The 21,386-nt window shown below is 66.8% G+C and carries 17 protein-coding genes; 5 read left to right on the forward strand and 12 right to left on the reverse strand.

From position 1 onward, the window contains the following. Nucleotides 1-11 precede the first annotated feature (11 nt). Nucleotides 12-1,598 (forward strand): MFS transporter, encoded by a 1,587-nt coding sequence (locus tag ABIC65_RS15305; protein ID WP_354309866.1) that lies wholly within the window; start codon nt 12-14, stop codon nt 1,596-1,598. A 10-nt stretch (nt 1,599-1,608) separates the two neighbouring features. After that, on the forward strand, nt 1,609-2,634 hold the full coding sequence (locus tag ABIC65_RS15310; RefSeq protein ID WP_354309868.1) for an alanine racemase: 1,026 nt from the start codon (nt 1,609-1,611) through the stop codon (nt 2,632-2,634). Between the two features lie 51 nt (nt 2,635-2,685). On the opposite strand, the gene ABIC65_RS15315 is transcribed toward ABIC65_RS15310, so the two are convergent. The 3 genes from ABIC65_RS15315 to ABIC65_RS15325 form a co-directional block, all read right to left on the reverse strand. Beyond that, the gene (locus ABIC65_RS15315; protein ID WP_354309869.1) at nt 2,686-6,438 is read right to left on the reverse strand and encodes a TonB-dependent receptor domain-containing protein; all 3,753 of its coding nucleotides are present in this window, start codon (nt 6,436-6,438) and stop codon (nt 2,686-2,688) included. Nucleotides 6,439-6,848: 410 nt separating this feature from the next. Continuing rightward, the gene (locus ABIC65_RS15320; RefSeq protein WP_354309871.1) at nt 6,849-8,024 is read right to left on the reverse strand and encodes an acetyl-CoA C-acetyltransferase; all 1,176 of its coding nucleotides are present in this window, start codon (nt 8,022-8,024) and stop codon (nt 6,849-6,851) included. 27 nt (nt 8,025-8,051) lie between these two features. After that, nucleotides 8,052-9,062 (reverse strand): alpha/beta fold hydrolase, encoded by a 1,011-nt coding sequence (locus ABIC65_RS15325; protein WP_354309873.1) that lies wholly within the window; start codon nt 9,060-9,062, stop codon nt 8,052-8,054. A 71-nt stretch (nt 9,063-9,133) separates the two neighbouring features. Here ABIC65_RS15325 and phaR point away from each other — a divergent pair, with 71 nt between their 5' ends. Beyond that, complete coding sequence (gene phaR, locus ABIC65_RS15330) at nt 9,134-9,715, forward strand: polyhydroxyalkanoate synthesis repressor PhaR (RefSeq protein WP_354309874.1); 582 nt, start codon at nt 9,134-9,136, stop codon at nt 9,713-9,715. A 400-nt stretch (nt 9,716-10,115) separates the two neighbouring features. On the opposite strand, the gene ABIC65_RS15335 is transcribed toward phaR, so the two are convergent. After that, nucleotides 10,116-10,925 (reverse strand): class I SAM-dependent methyltransferase, encoded by an 810-nt coding sequence (locus tag ABIC65_RS15335; RefSeq protein WP_354309876.1) that lies wholly within the window; start codon nt 10,923-10,925, stop codon nt 10,116-10,118. 51 nt (nt 10,926-10,976) lie between these two features. Here ABIC65_RS15335 and ABIC65_RS15340 point away from each other — a divergent pair, with 51 nt between their 5' ends. Continuing rightward, nucleotides 10,977-11,165 carry a hypothetical protein gene (locus ABIC65_RS15340; protein ID WP_354309877.1) on the forward strand — a complete coding sequence of 63 codons (189 nt, stop codon included), beginning with the start codon at nt 10,977-10,979 and terminating at the stop codon, nt 11,163-11,165. Nucleotides 11,166-11,321: 156 nt separating this feature from the next. On the opposite strand, the gene ABIC65_RS15345 is transcribed toward ABIC65_RS15340, so the two are convergent. The 8 genes from ABIC65_RS15345 to ABIC65_RS15380 all read right to left on the reverse strand — a co-directional run bounded on the left by ABIC65_RS15345 (nt 11,322) and on the right by ABIC65_RS15380 (nt 20,644). After that, nucleotides 11,322-12,875: a CpaF family protein gene (locus tag ABIC65_RS15345; protein ID WP_354309878.1), complete on the reverse strand. Its 1,554-nt coding sequence runs from the start codon at nt 12,873-12,875 to the stop codon at nt 11,322-11,324. A 134-nt stretch (nt 12,876-13,009) separates the two neighbouring features. Then, complete coding sequence (locus tag ABIC65_RS15350; RefSeq protein ID WP_354309879.1) at nt 13,010-13,261, reverse strand: ATP synthase F1 subunit epsilon; 252 nt, start codon at nt 13,259-13,261, stop codon at nt 13,010-13,012. A 153-nt stretch (nt 13,262-13,414) separates the two neighbouring features. Next, nucleotides 13,415-14,887, reverse strand: coding sequence for a F0F1 ATP synthase subunit beta (gene atpD, locus ABIC65_RS15355; protein WP_354309881.1), 1,473 nt, complete (start codon nt 14,885-14,887; stop codon nt 13,415-13,417). 27 nt (nt 14,888-14,914) lie between these two features. Next, nucleotides 14,915-15,790, reverse strand: coding sequence for a F0F1 ATP synthase subunit gamma (locus ABIC65_RS15360; RefSeq protein WP_354309883.1), 876 nt, complete (start codon nt 15,788-15,790; stop codon nt 14,915-14,917). Nucleotides 15,791-15,804: 14 nt separating this feature from the next. Then, nucleotides 15,805-17,334: a F0F1 ATP synthase subunit alpha gene (gene atpA, locus ABIC65_RS15365; RefSeq protein ID WP_354309885.1), complete on the reverse strand. Its 1,530-nt coding sequence runs from the start codon at nt 17,332-17,334 to the stop codon at nt 15,805-15,807. A gap of 11 nt (nt 17,335-17,345) precedes the next feature. Beyond that, a complete protein-coding gene (locus ABIC65_RS15370; RefSeq protein WP_354309887.1) occupies nt 17,346-17,900 on the reverse strand; it encodes a F0F1 ATP synthase subunit delta in 555 nt (184 codons plus the stop codon). 235 nt (nt 17,901-18,135) lie between these two features. Then, nucleotides 18,136-18,846: a PEPxxWA-CTERM sorting domain-containing protein gene (locus ABIC65_RS15375; RefSeq protein ID WP_354309889.1), complete on the reverse strand. Its 711-nt coding sequence runs from the start codon at nt 18,844-18,846 to the stop codon at nt 18,136-18,138. A 295-nt stretch (nt 18,847-19,141) separates the two neighbouring features. Then, complete coding sequence (locus tag ABIC65_RS15380) at nt 19,142-20,644, reverse strand: DEAD/DEAH box helicase (protein ID WP_354309891.1); 1,503 nt, start codon at nt 20,642-20,644, stop codon at nt 19,142-19,144. A gap of 294 nt (nt 20,645-20,938) precedes the next feature. On the opposite strand from ABIC65_RS15380, the gene ABIC65_RS15385 reads away from it, so the two are divergent. Beyond that, the gene (locus ABIC65_RS15385) at nt 20,939-21,316 is read left to right on the forward strand and encodes a PilZ domain-containing protein (RefSeq protein ID WP_354309893.1); all 378 of its coding nucleotides are present in this window, start codon (nt 20,939-20,941) and stop codon (nt 21,314-21,316) included. The last annotated feature ends 70 nt before the right edge of the window (nt 21,317-21,386 follow it).

A 21,386-nucleotide genomic window follows, 5' to 3' on the forward strand; every position in this document is an offset into this window, starting at 1 on the left:
GGACATACAGGATGGCCGACGAGGTTTGCGAACCCAGCGCCAGCGAGATGCGGATGGTGATCGGCGCGTCGTCGCTGGGTACCGTGTTCGAATGGTATGATTTCTTCATCTGGGGCACGCTGACTGCCACCGGCATCCTCGGCCGCACCTTCTTCCCTTCGGGCAATGAGAATCTCGCGACGTTGCTCTCCTGGGCGACCTTCGCGATCGGCTTCGGCTTCCGCCCGCTCGGCGCGGTCGTGTTCGGCTATCTCGGCGACAAGATGGGGCGCAAATACACCTTCCTCGTCACCATCACGGTGATGGGGTTGGCCACCGCCGGCATCGGCCTGATTCCCGGCTATCGCGAGATCGGGGCGACCGCGCCCATCGTCATCCTCGTGCTGCGCATCGCACAGGGGCTGGCACTGGGCGGCGAATATGGCGGCGCGGCGATCTTCGTCGCCGAGCATTCGCCCGAGGGCCGCGCCGGCTTCCACACGAGCTTCATCCAGGCCAGCGTGGTGGGCGGGTTCATCCTCAGCCTCGCGGTGGTGCTGCTGTTCCGCTTTGCCGCCGCCGGCGTGTGGGAAAGCTGGGGATGGCGGCTGCCCTTCCTCTTCTCGCTGGTGCTGCTCGCCATCTCCTTGTGGATGCGCTTCCGCCTGTCCGAAAGCCCCGTGTTCCGCGCGATGAAGGAAGCGGGCGAGACCGCGGGCAATCCCTTCGTCGAGAGCTTTACCTATCCGGGCAACAAGAAGCGGCTGCTCGTCGCGTTGTTCGGCATCGCCGGCGGGCTGACCGTGGTGTGGTACACCGCGATGTTCTCGGTCCTCGCCTTCCTCTCGGGCCCGATGCGGCTCGACCAGACCGCGGCGCAGCTGATCACCGGTGCGGGCGCGGTGATCGGCGTGGGTTTCTTCATCTTCTTCGGCAAGCTTTCCGACCGGGTGGGGCGCAAGCCGCCGATCGTGATCGGCTATGCGCTGACGTTGGTGCTGCTCTTCCCCTGCTTCTACGTGATCGGCAGCGCCGCCAATCCCGGCCTCGCCAAGGCATCGAAGCGGGAGCCGGTGATCGTCGCCGGGCCGCGCTGCGCCTATGACCCCTTCGCCACCACCCAGGCGGACGAGTGCTGGCGGATGCTCGACCATCTTTCGCGGCTGGGAGTCAGCTACAAGACCGCCGAGGCGCCCACGGTGGTCGTCACCATCGGCGGCCAGGTCGTCGAAAGCAACAACCCCAAGGCAGTGAAGGCCGCGCTCGAAGATGCCGGCTATCGCTTCGATCGCATCGTGCCCGAGCCGATCGACATCGCGATGATCCTGGTGGCGATGACGGTGCTGATGGCGCTGTGCGGCGCCACCTATGGCCCGGTGGCGGCGCTGCTCAGCGAGATGTTCCCCAGCCGCATCCGCTATTCGTCGATGTCGATCCCCTATCATATCGGCACCGGCTATTTCGGCGGGTTCCTGCCCTTCATCAGCCACTACATCGTCGCACGCACCGGCAACCCCTATGCGGGGCTGTGGTACACCTTCGCGGTGGTGGCGATGGCGCTGGTGGTAACGGCGATGGGATTGCGCGAGACGGTGGCGCTTCGCGCAGCGCGGCGCTAACCGACGGGGGATGACCGACTCCCCCCTTCGCCTCCGCCTCGACGCCGCCGCCCTCGCTGCCAACTGGACGCTGCTTGCGCGCCTGAGTGGTGCGGCGGCGTGCGGCGCGGCGGTGAAGGCGAACGGCTATGGGCTGGGCGCGCGCGGCGTGGTCGAACGGCTGGCGGCGGCGGGCTGCCGCGATGTCTTCGTTGCCACCTGGGCCGAGGCGCGGGACATCGCCGATCTGGGCGTACCGGTATCGGTGCTGCACGGCGTTCGCGCCGAGGATTTGGCCGATCGCCCGGCCAATGTGCGGCCGGTGCTGGCGAGCGCCGAGCAGGTCCGGCGCTGGCGCGACGCGGGCGGGGGCGGGTGCGACGTGATGGTCGATACCGGCATGAACCGGCTGGGCGTGTCGCCGCAGGCGGTGGCGGACGGGCTGCTCGACGGGCTGGCGATCGACACGCTGATGAGCCACCTCGTCTCCGCCGACGAGGACGTGCCGCTCAACGCCCGTCAGCGCGACACGTTCGCGGCGCTCGCCGGGCGCACCGATGCGCGCCGGATGAGCCTTGCCAATAGCTCCGGCATCGCCTTGGGGCCGGACTATCATTTCGATCTCACCCGACCCGGCATCGCACTTTACGGCGGCCGCCAGCGCGAGGCGCATGCCGGTATCGCGCAGGTGGTCACGCCCGAGGCGCAGGTCCTCCAGCGCCGGCGGGTGCCGGCCGGCGAGACGATCGGCTACAACGCCACCTACACCGCGCCGCACGACATCGACGTCGCGATCCTCAACCTCGGTTATGCCGACGGCTATCTGCGCTGCTTCTCGAACAAGGGACGCGCGCACGCCGGAGACGCGGTGCTGCCGGTGGTGGGCCGCGTCTCGATGGACCTCACCGCCATCTGCGTCGATGCCGCGCCCGATCTCGCCGAGGGCGACTGGGTGGCGATCGACTATGCGCTGCCCGAGACCGCAGCGCTGAGCGGGCTGTCGCAGTACGAGCTGCTCACCGGGCTGGGCGCGCGGTTCGATCGGGTCTGGGCATAAGAAAAGGGCCGCCCGTCGCCGGGCGGCCCTCCCGATACATCGGTTGCCCGATCAGAAGTTGGCGGTGGCCGACAACTGGAAGCGGCGGCCGATCTGGTCGTAATAATCGGCGAACTCGTAGCCGAGCTGGCCGACCGAGGTCTGGTCGAGAATGTTCGACACGGTTGCCTGGATGCGGAAGCTCTTGTTCACCGACGCGCCCACCGCAATGCTGACGTCGTTGACCGGCGAGTAGCGATAATAGGGATATTGCTCGGTGGTGGCGACGAGGCCGCTGACGAAGATGTTCGTCGCGGATTCGCGATACCAGGCGACCTGCCCGAACAGGTTCTTGTGATCGTAGCGGACCCGCGCGGTGGTCTTGAGCTTCGGCCGCGAACGGCTGCCGGCGCTCGCGATCGTGTCGTCGAACTTGCCCGACGCCGAGCTGTCATAGGTGATCAGGTAATAGCCGTTCGCGTACAGCGTCAGCTTGTCGGACCCGAAGTTCACCGAATAGTCGAGCGATGCGTTGATCGCCTTCACCTTGATCCCGCCCAGGTTCAGGAAGCCGGCTCGATAGCCGTTCTGGATCTGGAAGGCACTGTCGCGCGAGAATTGCGAGCAGGTGTTCAGGCCCACCGACCCCGTGGTGTCCGGATAGGTGGGGCTGTCATAGCAGGTCTGCAGGATCTGGCCCAGGCCGACCGGCACGATGGTATCGTCGACGCGGACGTCGAGATAGTCGGCCGAGAGGTTGAGACCCCGGATCCAGCGCGGCCGCAGCGCCACGCCCGCAATCCAGCTGGTGCCCTTTTCCGCGCGCAGGTTCGGTGCGCCCGTATAGGTTCCCTGCAGGCCGGCGCCGGCCGGCGTGAAGCTGGACAGGAAGCTGGTCGCCGACGCCGTATCGGTGGCGTTGCCGTTGGCGATCACCGCCGCGATGCAGTTCGCGCGCCGGTTCTTCGGGAAGGAGCCCGAATCGATGTTGGCCTGGCTGCAATAGTCGGTCGGCGTGCTGAACACCGGCTGGCCGCCTAGGAACAGTTCGACGATCGACGGCTGGCGTACCGACTTGGTGTAGTTGCCGCGGAAGGTGATGTCGCGGATCGGCGCCCAAAGGCCGCCCAGCGAGTAGATCGAGTTCCACTTGCCGCTGGCGCGCGGCGTGACCACCTGCCCGGCAAGGCTGCGATAGGTCTGCGCCTGGCCATTCTGCTTGGTGAAGCGACCGCCCGGCGTGAAGGTCAGATCGCCCAGGAACGGCAGGAACTCGCTGCTGGTGAGCGGAACCGAGAGCTCGCCGCCGAACTCATAGGTCTTGGTGAACGCGTCGGTATTGGCCGAAGGCGCCGAACGCGAGCGGCCGAGGCGGTTGAGCTCGTTGGTGCTGAACGCCAGATGCTCTCGGCGATATTCGCCGGCGATGTTGAACGCCAGTTCGCCGGCCGGCAGGTTGAACAGCCCACCGCCGAGATTGGCGTTCAGATAGGTCTGCTCGGAAAGGTTGCGGAACAGCGACGGGCTGGTCACGTAATCCTTCGATTCCTGCGACATCTGGTTGTAGCCGAACGGATTGAGCGGCTTGCAACTGTTGATCATGTCCTGCGTGATCGTCGGCGTGACGAGCACCTCGGTGGGCAGGCCATCGCTTCCCGTCACGCGGGTGATGTTCTCCGCCGTGCCGATCGGCGTCTTGCCGAGATACTGGCTCGGGAAGACCTGCGCGCGGCACAGGATCTTGCCGTTCGCCGTGCCGGTGGTCGCCAGGCCCTGATCGACCGCGTCGAGCGCCAGCTGATATTCGACATCCGCGATGCCGTAGCTGCGGGTGTTCTGCTTGGAATTGCCGTAGGTCCCGGAGACTTCGGCGTTCCAGGCGCGGCCCAGCAGTTCGAACTTGGCCTTCAGGCCGCCCGAGACGCGATAGGTCTCCTGTCGGTTGGTATAGGGATTGGCCCCGAAGATATCCTGGTTCTGCCGCGTCACCAGGAAATTGCCCTGGTTGGTCGCCGTCGGAGTGATGCCGACCGAGTTCAGCACGGCCCGGTTCGCCGTCGACAGGAACGGGTTGTTGTAGTTCACCATCAGCGCGGCGTTTTCCTGGGTGTTGGTCAGGAAGTTCTGCGCGCCGGAGATGTTGCCGAGCGACCGGTTGAGAACATTGGCGTACATGTTCTCGGTCCACACGGTCAGCGAGTCGTTGATCTTGAAGTTGGCGTTGCCGTTGAAGACATAGCGATCCTGCTGCGTCCGCAGCACGGTGTTTTCCAGGCTGCGGCGGAAACCGCCATCGCCGCCCGCCGCCGAGCCGATCGTGATCGGCATCGCGCCGCTGATCGGGCCGGAGAAGGTGTACGGGCGCAGCACGCCGGCGTCGGTGAACTCCAGCGGCACCGCGACGAACGGCAGTACCTGGTTCACCGGCACCTGCACGGTGGCCCCGTTCACCTTGACGTTCACCAGCGACGTGTCGGTATTGGCGACCCGCGGCACGTCCGGCGCGAAGGTCCCGACGAAGTAGTTGAGGTTGACGTTCGGGTTGGCCGCCAGAAATTCGCGCGCCGTGAAGCGGTTCGCCTGCAGCAGATTGACCGCAATAGCGGACTGCTGGGTTTGGGTGGCGCCCGTGGGTGCGGTGACGCCGTACGCTGCAAGGATCTGCGGCACCAGCGCGGCGGTCACCGTCGTGGGCGCGAAGGTCGCGAAGGGAACGTTGCTGATCGCGCTGGCACGGCCGTTCAGCCCGTTGCCCGAAATCAGCGCCGCGCCGGGCGTGCCCTGGATCAACTGGCCGCTGGTCACCCAATAGCCGTTGTTGCTGGTGCTGATCGTCGTGCGCGCGCCCTTGGCGTCGGTGGCGTTGATCGCGAAGCCGACCGGGGCGAGGCCGTTCTGGAAGGTGATGTAGTTGCTGGTCCGCAGAGTCGCGCCGCTGCCCGAGGTGATCGGGGCGTACGGCGTGTAAAAGCTGGTGCTGTTGACGTTCAGCACCGTGCCCGGATTGCTGAGCGTCTGGGTGACCAGTCCGAAACCGTATAGCGACGAGGGCTGGCCGTCGTCCGACGCGCGCAGGAACGCGCCGTTATTCGCCCCCGTCACGTCGATGATCGCGGTGCCGGTGAAGTTCGGATTGCGGACGCCGCCGTTGAACGGGTTGGTATAGGATCCCGGGCGCACGTTGCGGAAGTTGCGCGCGACCGCCTGCAGGCCGTCGTTGCGGCTATATTCGCCGGAGATCGTCACATTGGCGCGATTGTCGAGGAAGTTCCAGCCGGCGAGTCCGCTCAGCTGATACTGTGCGGCATCGCCCCTGGTCGACGCGCCGCCGCGGGCATTGAGGCGATAGCCCTGATAATCCGTCTTGAGGATGTAGTTCACCACGCCCGCAACCGCGTCGGCGCCGTAGACGGCAGCGCCCCCGGCCGTGACGATGTCGATCTTGTCGACCAGCGAGGAGGGGATCGTGTTCACGTCCACCTGGCTGCCGGTCTCGTTGCCGGCAACGAACAGCGACGCCGAGTTGCCGGAGACGAAGCGGCGGCCGTTGACCAGCGTCAGCGTGCGGGCGGTGCCGAGATCGAGCAGGTCGACGAAGGCGGCACCCAGGCTGGCCGTCTGGCCGCCATTGTTGCCGTTGAGCGGGCTTGCGCCGGCGCCGACCAGCGGGATGTCCTGCAATGCTTCGAGCACGTTGGTGAAGCCGCGCGTGTCGATCGTGTCGGCGCGAATCTGCACGCCCGGCAGTGCACCCTCATATTCCGGCCGCGCGATGCGCGATCCGGTGACCACGATCGTGTCTTGATCTTCCGCCGGAATGTTCACGCGTCCACCGCGGAGTGCGCCGGGCGGAGTCTGCGCGGCATCGGAGGCCGCCGTCTGCGCAGAGGATACAAGCGGAAACAAAAGCGAAATGCCGACAAGTGCGCTTGCGCCGAGCCAACGGGAATGTCTCATGATTTTGCCCCACCAGGCGGGATGCCCGATGATACAAACTGACCCCATCACGTAGTATTGTTACAAGACGCCCGCTGTAGCTTAACGCAAAATGAATGATGACGTTGCAAAAATGTTACACTCTCTGCAACAATGTTTCTACGCGATGAAGGGTTGGGATAAGAAACGAATATTGGACGAGGCAAAAGCTGCCCCAAATTCGCGCATCGTTGAAAAATCATACAAAAAAGGGGCCAGGAAAGCTCCCGACCCCTTCTTGGAATGTGTCCAGGTGCGACTCAGTCGCGCTCGACGCACATCGCGATGCCCATGCCGCCGCCGATGCACAACGTCGCCAGGCCCTTCTTGGCGTCGCGCTTACCCATCTCGTGGAGCAGGGTGGTGAGGATGCGCGCGCCCGAGGCGCCGATCGGGTGGCCGATCGCGATCGCGCCGCCGTTCACGTTCACCTTGTCGGCATCCCAGCCGAGTTCCTTGCCGACCGACAGCGCCTGTGCGGCGAAGGCCTCGTTCGCCTCGATCAGGTCGAGGTCGCCGATCGTCCAGCCGGCCTTTTCCAGCGCCTTGCGGCTCGCGGTGACCGGGCCGATGCCCATGACCGACGGATCGACGCCGGTGCTCGCCCAGCTGCGGATGGTGGCGAGGATCGGGGCGCCGCGCTTCTCGGCCTCCTCGCGGCTCATCAGCACCAGCGCCGCGGCGCCGTCGTTGAGGCCCGAAGCGTTGGCGGCGGTGACGGTGCCGTCCTTCTTGAAGGCGGGGCGCAGACCGGCGACGCTGTCCACCGTCGCGCCGGCGCGGATATATTCGTCGTCGGCGACGATCGTCTCGCCCTTGCGGGTCTTCACCGTCACCGGCGCGATCTCGTCCTTGAAGCGGCCGTCGGCGCGGGCCTTCTCGGCGAGGTTCTGCGAGCGCACCGCGAATTCGTCCTGCTCGCCGCGGGTCACCTGATACTGTTCGGCCAGGTTCTCGGCGGTGATGCCCATGTGATAGCCGTTGAACACGTCGGTCAGGCCGTCCTTGATCATCGTGTCGACCAGGCTCAGGTCCCCCATCTTGGTGCCGGGGCGCAGCGACTGGGCATGGGTGCTCATCGACATCGATTCCTGGCCGCCCGCGACGATGATCGACGCGTCGCCGTTGCGGATCGACTGGAAGCCGAGCGCCACCGCGCGCAGCCCCGAGCCGCAGACCTGCTGCACGCTCCACGCCGGCACTTCCTTGGGCACGCCGGCATGCATCGATGCCTGGCGGGCGGGGTTCTGCCCCTGCGCGGCGGTAAGCACCTGGCCGAGAATGACTTCGGAGACTTCCTCGCCCTTCACGCCGGCTTCGGCAAGGGCGGCCTCGATCGCGACGCGGCCGAGCTCGTGTGCGGGGGTTGCGGCGAAGGCACCGAGAAAGCTGCCCACCGGGGTACGTTTGGCGGCAGTGATCACGACGTCGGTCATGCTGGTCTCCTGGGGTGTGTTTGCTCGCTATCTAGTGCGGGGAAGCGCGGTTAACCAGTGAGCAAGCGGCTCCCACACCGCCTTTCGCGCACGGCCGCCGACGATCATCCCGACATGCCCCAGCGTCATCTCGCGCACCTCGCCCAGCCGCGCGGCGCTGGCGGCGGGGACGATGCGATCGGTGGTGGAGATCAGCGAGAGGGCGGGGATGGCCAGCGTCTCCGGCCGCGCGGTGATGCCCGCCACCTGCCAGCGGCCGGTGCCGGGCAGGTCGCCGGAGAGGAAGTCGTCGAACAGCTGGCGCCCGGCCCCGAAGCTGAGCGGCGCGCCGGCATTGGCCCAGTCCTCAAGCACGACGAAGGCACGCGCCTCCGGATCGCGCGGGCGGAGGCGGCCGAAGCGCTCGTACTTCAGGATCGTGCGGCGCGGGTCGAGCTGCCAGAAGCCGGCCTGGAGCACCTCCATCGGCACCACGCCCAGCCGTTCGCAGGTGGGATAGGCCCCGTCCCACAGCGCCGCGAACCGCTCCAGCGCGGCGCCATAGCCCGCGAAGTGCCAGGGCGCGGCGATGGTGACGAGGCCGGCGGTCTCGATCGCCTGCGCCGCCGCGATCGCCATGGTGCCGCCCAGGCAATAGCCGGCGAGCACCGGCGGCCGCCGCAACTGGCGCAGCAAAGGGAGCAGCAATTGCTCGACATGGCCGTTGACGTCGAGCTGGGCTTCCTCGGGTGCGGGGCTGCCCCAGTCGACCAGCAGCGGTCGCACGCCCTGCCGCGAAAGCCAGCGCAGCAGCGAATTGCCGCGGGCGAGATCGAGCACCACCGGCGGGTTGATCAGCGAGGGTACGAACACGACGGGCCGGCCATGCCCGCCATAATCGCGCAGCACGGCGCGGCCGGCGCGCGCGACGATCGGCTTTTCAGGGCGCGGGGCGGGACGGGGCGCGTGCTGATAGGCGGCCAGTCCCGCGAGAGCGGCGGCGCGTCTTTCGGGCGATGCTGCCGTTTCGTTGCGCAGCAATGCAAGAAAAAGCGGCAAAGGGCGCGGTCCGTGTTGCGGCGCGTCAGAAACTGTAGTTAGGTGCGCATCTGTCACGCGCGGGGTTCCCCATGAAGAAAGCTGCACCTGGAAGCGGTCCGGTCATTATCAAGAAATACGCGAACCGCCGACTCTACAACACCGAGACCTCGTCCTACATCACGCTCGAGCATCTCGCAGCGATGACGCGCGAAGGCCGCGACTTCAAGGTCGTCGACGCCAAGACCGAGGAGGACATCACCCATAACGTCCTCACCCAGATCATCATGGAGGAGGAAGCGCGCGGCCAGACGATGCTGCCGGTGAACTTCCTGCGCCAGCTGATTTCGCTGTACGGCGATTCGATGCAGGCGATGGTGCCGGGCTATCTGGAAGCGTCGATGGACAGCTTCCGCCGCAACCAGGAACAGTTCAAGTCGGCGGTCGAGGGCGCCTTCGCCAACTCGCCCTTCGCGGAGATCGCCAAGCGCAACATGGCGATGTTCGAAGCCGCGGCGAGCGCCTTCCAGCCGGGCGGCGCGGTGAATTCGACGCCGGGTGCCGCGCCCACGGCCGCGCCGGCGGCCCCCGAGGCGACCAGCGACGGCGACGTCTCGTCGCTCAAGGCCGAGCTGGCCCGGCTGCAGGAAAAGATCGAGAAGCTGGGGAAGTAACGCTCCCGATGCGGTAAGCCATATCCTCCCCCGCGAGGGGGAGGGGTATCGCATTTGGCGTCTCGGGACGGGGACGCACTCAAAAATGATCGTCATCCCGGCGAAAGCCGGGATCCATTCGCGCCGAATTGGCGGTTCTTTCCCCAAGCGTAGAGGGCAATGGATCCCGGCTTTCGCCGGGATGACAGCGTACCTCGGTCAAATGCGATAGCCCTGCCCTGGCGGGGGAGGATAGGCTTTTCGCGATTGGCTGGCGGGCGCGCGTGCAACTTCTGGGCGGGGTGCCGCCGCTATCCCCGCGTGCGAAAGATCGAGGGCATCGGGAACTAAGGCCACGCCACGCCCGCAAAGGCCGTTTCCTCCCCCTGGCGGGGGAGGATAGGCTTGTATTTACCGAACCCTACGGCTTGCGGAACTTGAGCGTCATGCGGTCGCTCTCGCCGATCGCGGTGTATTTCGCGCGGTTCTGGTCCTTGAGCGCATAGGTGGGCGGCAGCGTCCACACGCCGTTCGGCCAGTCGGCGGTGTCGGCCTTGTTGGCATTGACCTCGGACGCGCCGACGAACTTGAAGCCCGCTGCCTCGGCCAGACGCCGAACGGTCGACACCTTCAGATAGCCGCTCTTGGTCTCGCGCTCGTCGCTGGCGCTCTCCGGCAGGCGATGGTCCTCGATGCCGAGCGTGCCGCCCTTTTTGAGCATCGCGAACATCTGCTTGAACGCCTCGGGAGAATAGTCCTTCCCGTCCTGGCCGCCCATCCGCCAGTTATGAACGTTGCGGAAGGTGAGCACCACGTCCGCCGTGCCGTTGGGCACCTTGGCCTGGCCGGCGGCGGCGGGGAAGGCGACGACGCGGATCGGGCCGTAGAGCGCGGCGTCCTTCGCCTTCAGCGCCTCGATGCCCTTGGCGTTGCCGCTGGGCACCGCCGCGTAGAGCGTGCCCTTGCCCCTGGTGAGCGGAGCGAGGATCTCGGTATACCAGCCGCCGCTCGGCCAGATCTCGACCACCGTGTCGCCGGGCTTCACGCCGAAAAAGGCGAGCGTGTCGGCGGGGTGGCGATATTTGTCGCGGGCGGTATTGGCGGGGGTGCGGCTGGGGGCAGCCACGGCGGCGTCGATCGCCTGGCGCAGCGAGGCGGGTTGCTGCGCAGCAACGCTGGCGACGGCGGCGAGGGTGGTGACGGCGGCGACGGCGACAAGACGATGGCGCATAAGCGATGGCTCCCTGCTATCGGTGCGCGACTGTGACGCAACGGGATGACGATGCAACTAGAATTCTGGATCGGCGCCGGGGTTGCGCTGCTGGTCGCGATCATCGCCGGTGTGGCCGAACATCGCCGGCGCAAGCGGCGGAACCTGGAGCGGGTCGGCTGGGTGCCGTGGATGGCGATCCAGATGGCCGGGCTGTTCGCCGCGCTGGTGCTGGTGAGTGTCGCGCTGCACGCGGGGTGAGGCTGTGACGATCCTCCCCTGTAAGGGGAGGTGGCGCGCGTAGCGCGACGGAGGGGTGTCAGCGCTGGAGGCTCAGCCCGCCAGCCCAGCCGGGACACCCCTCCACCACCGCCTTCGGCGGCGGTCCCCCTCCCCCTCCGGGGGAGGATCTTAGATTTACAAACACGCCTCCAGCAGCGCCTGGTCGAAGCCGAACTGCTTGGCCTTGTCGAGCGTGTACGGCCGCAGACCCATCGAGCGGTATTCGCCGATGATCTTCCCGTCGGTGCCCTCGTCGAGATATTCGAACTTGAACAGCTCTTGCGTCACGATCACCGGGCCTTCCATGCCGATCACCTCGGTGACGTTGGTCACCCGGCGGCTGCCGTCGCGCAAGCGCTTCACCTGGATGATCAGGTCCACCGAATCGGCGATCTGGCGGCTGATCGCTTCCTTGGGCACCTTGATGTCCGACATCATCACCATGTTCTCCATGCGCGCCAGTGCCTCGCGCGGGCTGTTCGAGTGGAGGGTGCACATCGAACCGTCATGCCCGGTGTTCATCGCGGCGAGCATGTCGAAACACTCGGCGCCGCGGATTTCGCCCAGGATGATCCGGTCCGGCCGCATGCGCAGCGCGTTCTTGACCAGGTCGCGGATCGAGATCTCGCCCTGGCCTTCCAGGTTCGCCGGCCGCGTCTCCAGCGGCAGCCAGTGCGGCTGCTGCAGGCGGAGCTCTGCGGCGTCCTCGATGGTCAGCACGCGTTCGCCCGGGTCGATCATCTTGGAGATCGCGTTGAGCATCGTCGTCTTGCCCGAGCCGGTGCCGCCCGAGATGACGATGTTGAACCGGCTGGCCCCTGCGATCTTGAGCGCGGTCGCCATCTTCTCGGACATCGATCCGCCCTTGGCCATCATGTCGAGCGTGATCGGCTTGGCGGAAAACTTGCGGATCGAGATGGCGGTGCCGCGCAAGCTCAGCGGCGGCACGATCACGTTGACGCGGCTGCCGTCCTTGAGGCGCGCGTCGGCGAGCGGGGTGGTCTGGTCGACGCGGCGACCGACCGAGTTGCAGATCCGCTGGGCGATCTGGAACAGATGCTCCTCGTCGCGGAACTGGATGTTGGCGAGCTCGAGCTTGCCCTTGCGCTCGACATAGGTCTGCTCGGGGCCGTTGACCATGATGTCGGTGATCGCCGAGTCGGCGAGCAGCTCCTCGAGCGGCCCAAGCCCCAGCAGCTCGTCGACCAGCACCTTTTCCAGCGCGAACTGCTCGCGGCGGTTGAGGGTCAGCTTCAGCTCGGCGAGCACCTCGCCGATGATCGGGCGGAACTCCTCGGCCAGCTCGTCCTTGCTCAGCGTCGCGGCGGCCTCGGGATCGACACGCTCGAGCAGGCGCGGCAGCACCTGTTCCTTGATGCGGTGGATCGAGGCCTCGAAGCCCTCGTTGCGTGAGCTGCCCTGCTCGGCCGGCGCGGCCTGGCGATCGGCAAGGCGCTGCATCGCGTCGGCACTGGCGGCGCTGGGCCCGAGCGGGTCGCGCTCCAGCATCGGGTCGGCGAAGTGCTGGCCGGGCAGGGGCACCGAATCGAGCGGCGGGAACTGCTCGCCGCCGAGCGGCAGGGGCTCCGCACGCTGGAAGCCGCCGCCCTGCATCGGCCGCGCCACGCCGAAGGCCGGACGCCCCCCGCTCCCGCCTCCAATGCCGCCACGACGCCCGAACGCGCTCATCGAACTTCAGTCCTCCAGGAAGCCACGGGGACTAAAGGAGAAGCCTTGCGATTTGGCTAACTATGCGCCGGGCCCCAAACGCAAACAGCCCCGCTCGCGCGGGGCTGTCTGGCGGCCAGCGGCGGATGCCGGGCTTATTCGGCGCGTTCGGCCAGCACGGTCAGGCCGCGCTCGTTGACCTCGGCGAAGCCGCCCTCGACGCGGATCAGCTCGGGCGTGGTGGAGCCTGCCTTGTAGAGCTCGATATTGCCGTCGCGGATCGTCGACATGATCGGCGCATGGCCTTCGAGCACGCCGAAATCGCCCTCGCTGCCGGGGACGACGACCATATGGACCTTTTCCGAGCGGACGAGACGTTCCGGGGTGACGAGTTCGAAGTGCAGCATCTCGGTTCTTCCTAAGCCCCTCCCCTTTAGGGGAGGGGTTGGGGTGGGGGACACCGCCCCCGACGTCGGTATTCGCTGGGGTTACAGGACGCTCGCTTGCGCTCGCGCCCCACCCCAACCCCTCCCCTGAAGGGGAGGGGCTAGTCGTAGTTCTTACGCCTCGTCGGCGAGCTTCTTGGCCTTGGCGATCGCATCCTCGATGCCGCCGACCATGTAGAAGGCCGCTTCCGGCAGATGGTCATACTCGCCGTCGACCACCGCCTTGAACGAGCGCACCGTGTCTTCCAGCTGCACGAAGGCGCCCGGAATGCCGGTGAACACCTCGGCGACGTGGAAGGGCTGGCTGAGGAAGCGCTGGATCTTGCGGGCGCGGGCGACGGTCAGCTTATCCTCTTCGGAAAGCTCGTCCATGCCCAGGATCGCGATGATGTCCTGCAGCGACTTGTACTTCTGCAGGATGGCCTGCACCGCACGTGCCGTCTCGTAATGCTCCTGGCCGACGACGCGCGGCTCGAGCACGCGGCTGGTCGAGTCGAGCGGATCCACCGCCGGGTAGATGCCCAGCTCGGAGATGGCGCGGTTGAGCACGGTCGTCGCGTCCAGGTGGGCGAACGAGGTTGCCGGCGCCGGATCGGTAAGATCGTCGGCGGGCACGTACACGGCCTGCACCGAGGTGATCGAACCCTTGTTGGTGGAGGTGATGCGCTCCTGCAGCGCGCCCATGTCGGTCGACAGGGTCGGCTGATAGCCCACCGCCGACGGAATGCGGCCGAGCAGTGCCGACACTTCCGCGCCCGCCTGGGTGAAGCGGAAGATGTTGTCGACGAAGAACAGCACGTCCTGGCCTTCGACATCGCGGAAATATTCGGCGATCGTCAGGCCCGAGAGCGCGACGCGGGCACGGGCGCCCGGCGGCTCGTTCATCTGGCCATAAACGAGGGCGACCTTCGAGCCTTCCGAGATGGCGTTGCCGTCGGCGTCCTTGGCGATGACGCCGGCGTCGAGGAACTCGTGATAGAGATCGTTGCCCTCACGGGTACGCTCGCCCACGCCCGCGAACACCGAGGTGCCGCCATGGCCCTTCGCGATGTTGTTGATCAGCTCCTGGATGAGCACGGTCTTGCCCACGCCGGCGCCGCCGAACAGGCCGATCTTGCCGCCCTTTGCGTAGGGCGCGAGCAGGTCGATCACCTTGATGCCGGTGACGAGGATCGCGCTGTCGGTCGACTGGTCGATGAACTCGGGGGCCTTGGCGTGGATCGGCGCCTTGAGATCGGTGCCGACCGGGCCGCGCTCGTCGATCGGCTCGCCGACGACGTTGAGGATGCGGCCGAGCGTCGCCGGGCCCACCGGAACCTGGATCTGGCTGCCGGTGTCGGTCACGGTCTGGCCGCGGGTCAGTCCCTCGGTCGAGTCCATCGCGATGGTGCGGACGGTGTTCTCGCCCAGGTGCTGCGCGACTTCCAGAACCAGGCGCTGGCCGTTGTTCTGGGTCTCCAGCGCCGAAAGGATCGCGGGCAGGTTGTTGTCGAACGTCACGTCGACGACCGCGCCGATCACCTGGCTGATGCGGCCGACATTGTTGGTGCCCGTGGCGGGGCTGGTGTCTACAGCGGCGGTTGCCATTGTTGCTTTCCTTGCTTCGTGCAGCTTTTAGAGCGCTTCCGCGCCCGAAATGATTTCCACCAGCTCGGTCGTGATCGCGGCCTGGCGGGAACGGTTATACTGGATCGTCAGCTTGCTGATCAGGTCGCCGGCGTTGCGCGTGGCATTGTCCATCGCGGTCATCGACGCGCCCTGCTCGCTGGCCTGGTTCTCCAGCAGCGCCTTGAAGATCTGTACCGTCAGGTTGCGCGGCAGCAGATCGGCAAGGATCGTCTCTTCGTCGGGCTCATATTCCACCGCGGCACCCGAGCTGGCGACCGTGGTCTCGGGAACCGAGACCGGGATCAGCTGCTGCTCGGTCGGCTCCTGCGCCAGTGCCGAGCGGAAGTGCGAGTAGAACAGGGTCGCGACGTCGAACTCGCCCGCGAAGAAGCGGTCGGTCACGTCCTTGGCAATGGCGCGCGCCTCGTCATAGCCCGGGGTACGCACCGCGGTGGTGTCGTACTGGCCGACGATCATGCCGGGGAAGGTGCGGGCGATCACCGCGCGGCCCTTGCGGCCCACGAGGTAGAACTTCACCGTCTTGCCTTCGGCGATCAGCGTGCGCGCCTTGAGGATCGCAGCCTTGACGATGTTGGCGTTGAACGCACCCGACAGGCCCTTGTCGCCATTGGCGACGATGAGGAGCTGCGTGTCCGCCTTGCCGGTGCTGGCGAGGAGGCGGGGGGCGTTGTCGCTGGCCCCGACCTTGCTCGCCAGGCTGGCGACCACGCCCTCGAGGCGCTGGGCATAGGGACGCGCGGCTTCTGCGGCGGCTTGCGCCTTCCGCAGCTTCGCCGCCGCGACCATCTGCTTGGCCTTGGTGATCTTCTGGGTCGACTTGACCGAGGCGATCCGGCCCTTGAGTTCCTTGAGGCTGGCCATCCGGCGGCGGTCCCTTAGGCGAAGGTCTTGGTGAAGGCGTCGAGCACGGCCTTCACCTTGTCTCGCGTGCCGTTCTCGAACGCCTTGGTGTCGCGGATTTCCGCGAGCACTTCGGCGTGCTGCGAACGGAAGTGCGCGAGCATCGCAGCTTCGAAGCGGACCACGTCCTTCACCGCGACCTGGTCGAGATAGCCGTTGGTGCCGGCGAAGATCGAGATGGTCTGCTCCTCGAAGGGCAGCGGGCTGAACTGGGGCTGCTTGAGCAGCTCGGTCAGGCGTGCACCGCGGTTGAGCAGCTTCTGGGTCGAGGCATCGAGGTCCGAACCGAACTGCGCGAAGGCGGCCATTTCGCGATACTGGGCGAGCTCGAGCTTGATCGAGCCCGACACCTTCTTCATCGCCTTGGTCTGCGCGGCAGAACCCACGCGCGACACCGACAGACCCACGTTGATGGCCGGACGGATGCCCTGGTAGAACAGGTTGGTCTCGAGGAAGATCTGGCCGTCGGTGATCGAGATCACGTTGGTCGGGATATAGGCCGACACGTCGCCCGCCTGGGTCTCGATGATCGGCAGCGCGGTCAGCGAGCCGTTGCCGTTGGCGTCGTTCATCTTCGCGGCGCGCTCGAGCAGGCGGCTGTGGAGATAGAAGACGTCGCCCGGATAGGCTTCGCGGCCCGGCGGACGGCGGAGCAGCAGCGACATCTGACGATAGGCGACGGCCTGCTTCGAAAGATCGTCATACACGATCACGGCGTGCATGCCGTTGTCGCGGAAGAACTCGCCCATCGCGCAGCCGGTGTACGGTGCGAGGAACTGCAGCGGGGCCGGCTCCGACGCGGTCGCGGCGACGACGATCGAGTACTCCATCGCGCCATTCTCTTCGAGCTGGCGGACGATCTGCGCGACGGTCGAGCGCTTCTGGCCGACGGCGACATAGATGCAGTAGAGCTTCTTGCCTTCGTCGCCAGAGCTGTTCGGGCCCTTCTGGTTGATGAAGGTGTCGATCGCGACGGCGGTCTTGCCGGTCTGGCGGTCGCCGATGATCAGCTCGCGCTGGCCACGGCCGATCGGCACCAGCGCGTCGATCGCCTTGAGGCCGGTCTGCACGGGCTCGTGCACCGACTTGCGCGGGATGATGCCCGGGGCCTTCACTTCGACGCGGCGACGCTCGGTATATTCGATCGGGCCCTTGCCATCGATCGGGTTGCCCAGGCCGTCGACGACGCGGCCGAGCAGGCCCTTGCCGACGGGGACGTCCACGATCGTGCCGGTGCGCTTGACGGTGTCGCCTTCCTTGATCTCGGCGTCCGAGCCGAAGATCACGACGCCGACATTGTCGGCCTCGAGGTTGAGCGCCATGCCCTGCACGCCATTGGCGAATTCGACCATCTCACCGGCCTGGACATTGTCCAGCCCGTGGATGCGCGCGATGCCGTCGCCGACGGACAGCACCTGGCCGATTTCCGAAACCTGCGCTTCGGTGCCGAAATTGGCGATCTGGTCCTTGATGACCTTCGAGATTTCTGCGGCGCGGATATCCATCTTCTTAGCCTTCAGCCTTTCATCGCGTGCGCGAGGGAGTTCAGTCGGGTCTTGATCGACGAATCGATCATCTGGCTGCCGATCTTCACGACCAGGCCGCCGAGCAGCGAGGGGTCTACCGACAGGTCGACCGAGACCTCGCGGCCGATACGGGTACGCAGCTGCTGCTTGAGCGCGTCGACCTGCTCGGCATCGAGCGGGTGTGCCGAGGTCACTTCCGCGGTCGTCTCGCCGCGGTGGCTGGTCGCCAGCAAGCGGAACATGCGGATGATCGCCGGCAGCTGCGCCAGACGGCGGTTCTCGGCGAGCACGCCGAGGAACTTGGTCGTCGTCGCATCCAGCGCCATCACGCCGGCCGCCGCAGCGACGGCCTTGCCGGCGTCCTTGCGGCCGATCAGCGGGCTGGTGGTCAGCGCCTTGAACTCGGGCGACTCGTCGAGCGCCGCCCGCACGGTCGCAAGGCTCGCTTCGACGGCCTCGATGGCCTTGGCGTCACGTGCCAGCTCGAACAGCGCGGTTGCGTAGCGTCCGCTTAGGCTGGCCTGAATACCGCCGGAATTCTCCACGCGATTCGTTTCCTCTCGGAGGGTCGGAAGTGACCCCATGCACAAAAGGGGGGCGACGCAAACTGCGCCCCCGATGGGTTGCCGGGCTGCTAGCATCGCGCTTGGCCGTATGCAACCCGAGTCGCCGAAACGTCACACGCTCGTTTCATGTTTGGGTTGCGCGGTGTCTGGAAACGCCCAAGAAAAAGGGCAGGCGGTGTGCGCGCCTGCCCTGAAATCATGGGATTAGCCGGTGTCAGGCGACTCGCGGCGCCGCCGCACGCTTGCGCCGGAACATGCCGCCGACCAGTGCGAAGCCGCCGATCATCGTCGCCCAGCTGGCGGGCTCCGGCACCGCGCTCAGGAACACCTGGCTCTGCTGGTCCTTGGAGAAGAGCAGCTGCAGCTTGTGCCCGGCGATCGCGGTCCAGCCGCCGGTGGTGATCTGGGTCAGGTAGCTGTTGGCCAGCGCGCGGGCATCGTCGCTGTTGCCGCCGACGGTGTAGAACTGGCCGCTGGTGGTGTCGTAGCTGCCGCTATTCTCTTCAAGGATTTCCCACACCGCGAGCTGGGTGGCGGCGGAGATGGTCTTGCGGGCGAGCAGGTCGCTCTCGCCGTTCAGCAGCACGTCCGAATGGGTGAGCAGGGTGAGCAGCTGCTGCTGGCGGGTGACGTCGCCGAGCACGGCGGAGATGCCGGTGCGCTCGAAGCTGCCGGTGCCGATCGCGGTGAAGGCGTCGGCGCAATAGGTGAGGAACTCCACCGTCTTGCCGTTCTCGGTGCCGGTGAAGCGGAAGCGGCTCATGCCCGGCCAGTTGCCGACGAAGCCGGTGGGGGTGTAGATCATCTGGTCCGCGGCGAGATAGCCGGGATCGTCGTCATAGCCGGTGATCACCACCGTCGCATGGGCGGCTGCCGGCACCACCGCGCCGAGCGCCAGGGCTGCGGCCATCAGGGCATTGCGCATCGTCTTCTGTTCCCACCTGTTGTGGGGACCAGCGCTAGCGGGCGCGCAGGGGGCGGGGCTAGCTTATTGAATTTGGTGAATGACCGGCTTTGGCACAGCCGTGCCGGAGTGGGACGGACCTAGATCCTCCCCGGAACGGGGAGGGGGACCATTTGCGCGAGCAAATGGTGGAGGGGCCGCCGCGGCACGCGGCGGTTATCCCCTTCCTCAGAACGCGAAAGACCGCGCCTTTCGGCGCGGCCCCTCCACCATGCTGCGCATGGTCCCCCTCCCCGTTCCGGGGAGGAGTTGAGTATCAGCGCGCGCGGCCCTGACCGCCGCCGCCCTGGCCGCGATTGCCGCCGGGGCGACCCTGGCCGCTGCCGGCCGGACGCGCGTTGAACTTGCGCTTGGGCGCACCCGGGCCGCGACCGGCACCGGCGCCTGCACCGGCATGGCCGGCACCTTCGGCGCGACGCGGCTGGTCGCTGCGCGGACCACCCTCGGCACGACGCGGCTCGCCGCTACGCGGCGCATCGCTGCGCGGACCGCCACGGCCACGACCGCCCGGCTGGCCGTCGCCACGACGACCCGAGGCATGCTGCATCGCGCGGCCGTTGCGGCCGTTCTGCTCGTCGCGGCTCGCCGGCATCGGCGAGCGGGTCGACTTGATCTTGTCGGCCTCGGCCATGAAGTTCTCCGGCAGCGGCTGCACGGTGAGCTTCTGGCGGGTCAGGCGCTCGATGTCCTTCAGGTACGGACGCTCGTCATCGGCGCAGTAGCTGATCGCGATGCCGTCGGCACCGGCGCGCGCGGTGCGGCCGATGCGGTGGACATACTGCTCCGGCACGTTGGGCAGCTCGAAGTTGAACACATGGCTCACCCCCGACACGTCGATGCCGCGCGCGGCGATGTCGGTCGCCACCATCAGCTTGACCTTGCCCGAGCGGAACTCGCCGAGCGCACGCTCGCGCTGCGGCTGGCTCTTGTTGCCGTGGATCGCGTTGGCGGCGATGCCGTTGCCCGCGAGCAGCCGCACGACGCGGTCGGCACCATGCTTGGTGCGGGTGAAGATCAGCGCGCGGTCGATCTCCGGGTTGCGCAGCTGCATCGTCAGCAGCGCCTGCTTCTCGGCCTGCGTCACATAGGTGACGAACTGCTCGACGCGCTCCGCGGTGGTGGCGACCGGGGTCACCTTCACTTCGACCGGATTGTGGATGAACTGGCTGGCCAGCTCGCGGATCGTCTTCGGCATGGTCGCCGAGAAGAACAGCGACTGGCGCTTCGACGGCAGCTCCTTCACGATGCGGCGCAGCGCATGGATGAAGCCCAGGTCGAGCATCTGGTCGGCTTCGTCGAGCACGAGGATCTCGATGCCCAGCAGGATCAGGAAATGCTGGTCGAGCAGGTCGACGAGGCGGCCCGGGGTGGCGACGAGGATGTCGACGCCGCGGGCGAGGTCGGTCTTGTTCTTGTGGACCGAGGTGCCGCCGAACACGGTGGCGATGCGCAGGCCGGTGCCGCTGGCATAATGCTTGGCGTTGTCGGCGATCTGGGCGGCGAGCTCACGCGTCGGCGCGAGGACGAGCATGCGGCAGCCGCGCGGCTGCGGACGCTTGGCGCTGGCGATCAGGCGATCGATCGAGGGCAGCATGAACGCCGCGGTCTTGCCGGTGCCGGTCTGCGCGATGCCGAGCAGATCGCGGCCTTCGAGCAGCGCGGGGATCGACTGCGCCTGGATCGGCGTCGCGTCGGTATAGCCCTTGGCGGCGAGCGCAGCCAGGACGGTCTCGGAAAGGCCGAGTTCTTTGAATTGCATGGTAGTACCTTATAGATGCGGCCGGCGCGCACGCATCTTCAAAGGGCGCACGCGAAGGCGGGGTCAACAAGTGACGCCCCGCGTGATTTGGGAAGCCGATAAGCGACGAAGCAGAGCCTAGCGGAGCAGGTCCCCGACAGGGGCGCGCCGCCGATCACGCTGCATATAAATGCCTCGTCGTGGTTTCGCATATGGCAGCGATGTTGCGCCGCGTCAAGAAGCAGCGGCGCGTTGGTCAGGCGTTAACCCCGTTTGTCGTAGAGCCGGTGCCCTGGGGCAAGGGAACAGGCACGAGTGCTCGTCGCGCGACTGGAAGTTTGGGGAAGCATGGACGCGCGCGGCGCGGTGCGCTTCCTGGTGAATCGGGAAACCACCGTGCGCGGCATGGACGGCCGCCCGTTCGACGCGGTGGTCGAGAATTTCTCGCGCACCGGCTTCCTGTTCAAGGCCGATGTCGAACTGCCCGAGGGGACGCTGATCTGGATCGGCATGTCCGGCGCCGGCGCGCGCGAGGCGCGAGTGGTATGGCGCGAGGACAACCGCCACGGCTGCGAATTCCTGATGCCGCTCAGCCAGCGCGACCTGCAGCATGCGTTCCGCAGCCGGGAAAGCATGGTGGAGGATCTGGAGGCGCGGCTGCGGCGGGCGAGCATGTTGCGGGAAGGGGAGTAGGCCCTCCAAATCCTCCCCTGCCAAAGCAGGGGAGGGGGACCATGGGCGTCAGCCCATGGTGGAGGGGCCG

It is taken from the genome of Sphingomonas trueperi (assembly GCF_040545665.1).
In the GTDB taxonomy this organism is placed as follows: Bacteria; Pseudomonadota; Alphaproteobacteria; order Sphingomonadales; family Sphingomonadaceae; genus Sphingomonas; species Sphingomonas trueperi_B.

What these genes read in the sequence shown, in the direction of transcription:
- ABIC65_RS15305 (WP_354309866.1), top strand. Translation starts at nt 12, where the DNA reads ATGGCCGACGAGGTTTGCGAACCCAGCGCCAGCGAGATGCGGATGGTG.
- ABIC65_RS15310 (WP_354309868.1), top strand. Translation starts at nt 1,609, where the DNA reads ATGACCGACTCCCCCCTTCGCCTCCGCCTCGACGCCGCCGCCCTCGCT.
- ABIC65_RS15320 (WP_354309871.1), bottom strand. Translation starts at nt 8,024, where the DNA reads ATGACCGACGTCGTGATCACTGCCGCCAAACGTACCCCGGTGGGCAGC.
- phaR (WP_354309874.1), top strand. Translation starts at nt 9,134, where the DNA reads ATGAAGAAAGCTGCACCTGGAAGCGGTCCGGTCATTATCAAGAAATAC.
- ABIC65_RS15335 (WP_354309876.1), bottom strand. Translation starts at nt 10,925, where the DNA reads ATGCGCCATCGTCTTGTCGCCGTCGCCGCCGTCACCACCCTCGCCGCC.
- ABIC65_RS15340 (WP_354309877.1), top strand. Translation starts at nt 10,977, where the DNA reads ATGCAACTAGAATTCTGGATCGGCGCCGGGGTTGCGCTGCTGGTCGCG.
- ABIC65_RS15345 (WP_354309878.1), bottom strand. Translation starts at nt 12,875, where the DNA reads ATGAGCGCGTTCGGGCGTCGTGGCGGCATTGGAGGCGGGAGCGGGGGG.
- ABIC65_RS15350 (WP_354309879.1), bottom strand. Translation starts at nt 13,261, where the DNA reads ATGCTGCACTTCGAACTCGTCACCCCGGAACGTCTCGTCCGCTCGGAA.
- atpD (WP_354309881.1), bottom strand. Translation starts at nt 14,887, where the DNA reads ATGGCAACCGCCGCTGTAGACACCAGCCCCGCCACGGGCACCAACAAT.
- ABIC65_RS15360 (WP_354309883.1), bottom strand. Translation starts at nt 15,790, where the DNA reads ATGGCCAGCCTCAAGGAACTCAAGGGCCGGATCGCCTCGGTCAAGTCG.
- atpA (WP_354309885.1), bottom strand. Translation starts at nt 17,334, where the DNA reads ATGGATATCCGCGCCGCAGAAATCTCGAAGGTCATCAAGGACCAGATC.
- ABIC65_RS15375 (WP_354309889.1), bottom strand. Translation starts at nt 18,846, where the DNA reads ATGCGCAATGCCCTGATGGCCGCAGCCCTGGCGCTCGGCGCGGTGGTG.
- ABIC65_RS15380 (WP_354309891.1), bottom strand. Translation starts at nt 20,644, where the DNA reads ATGCAATTCAAAGAACTCGGCCTTTCCGAGACCGTCCTGGCTGCGCTC.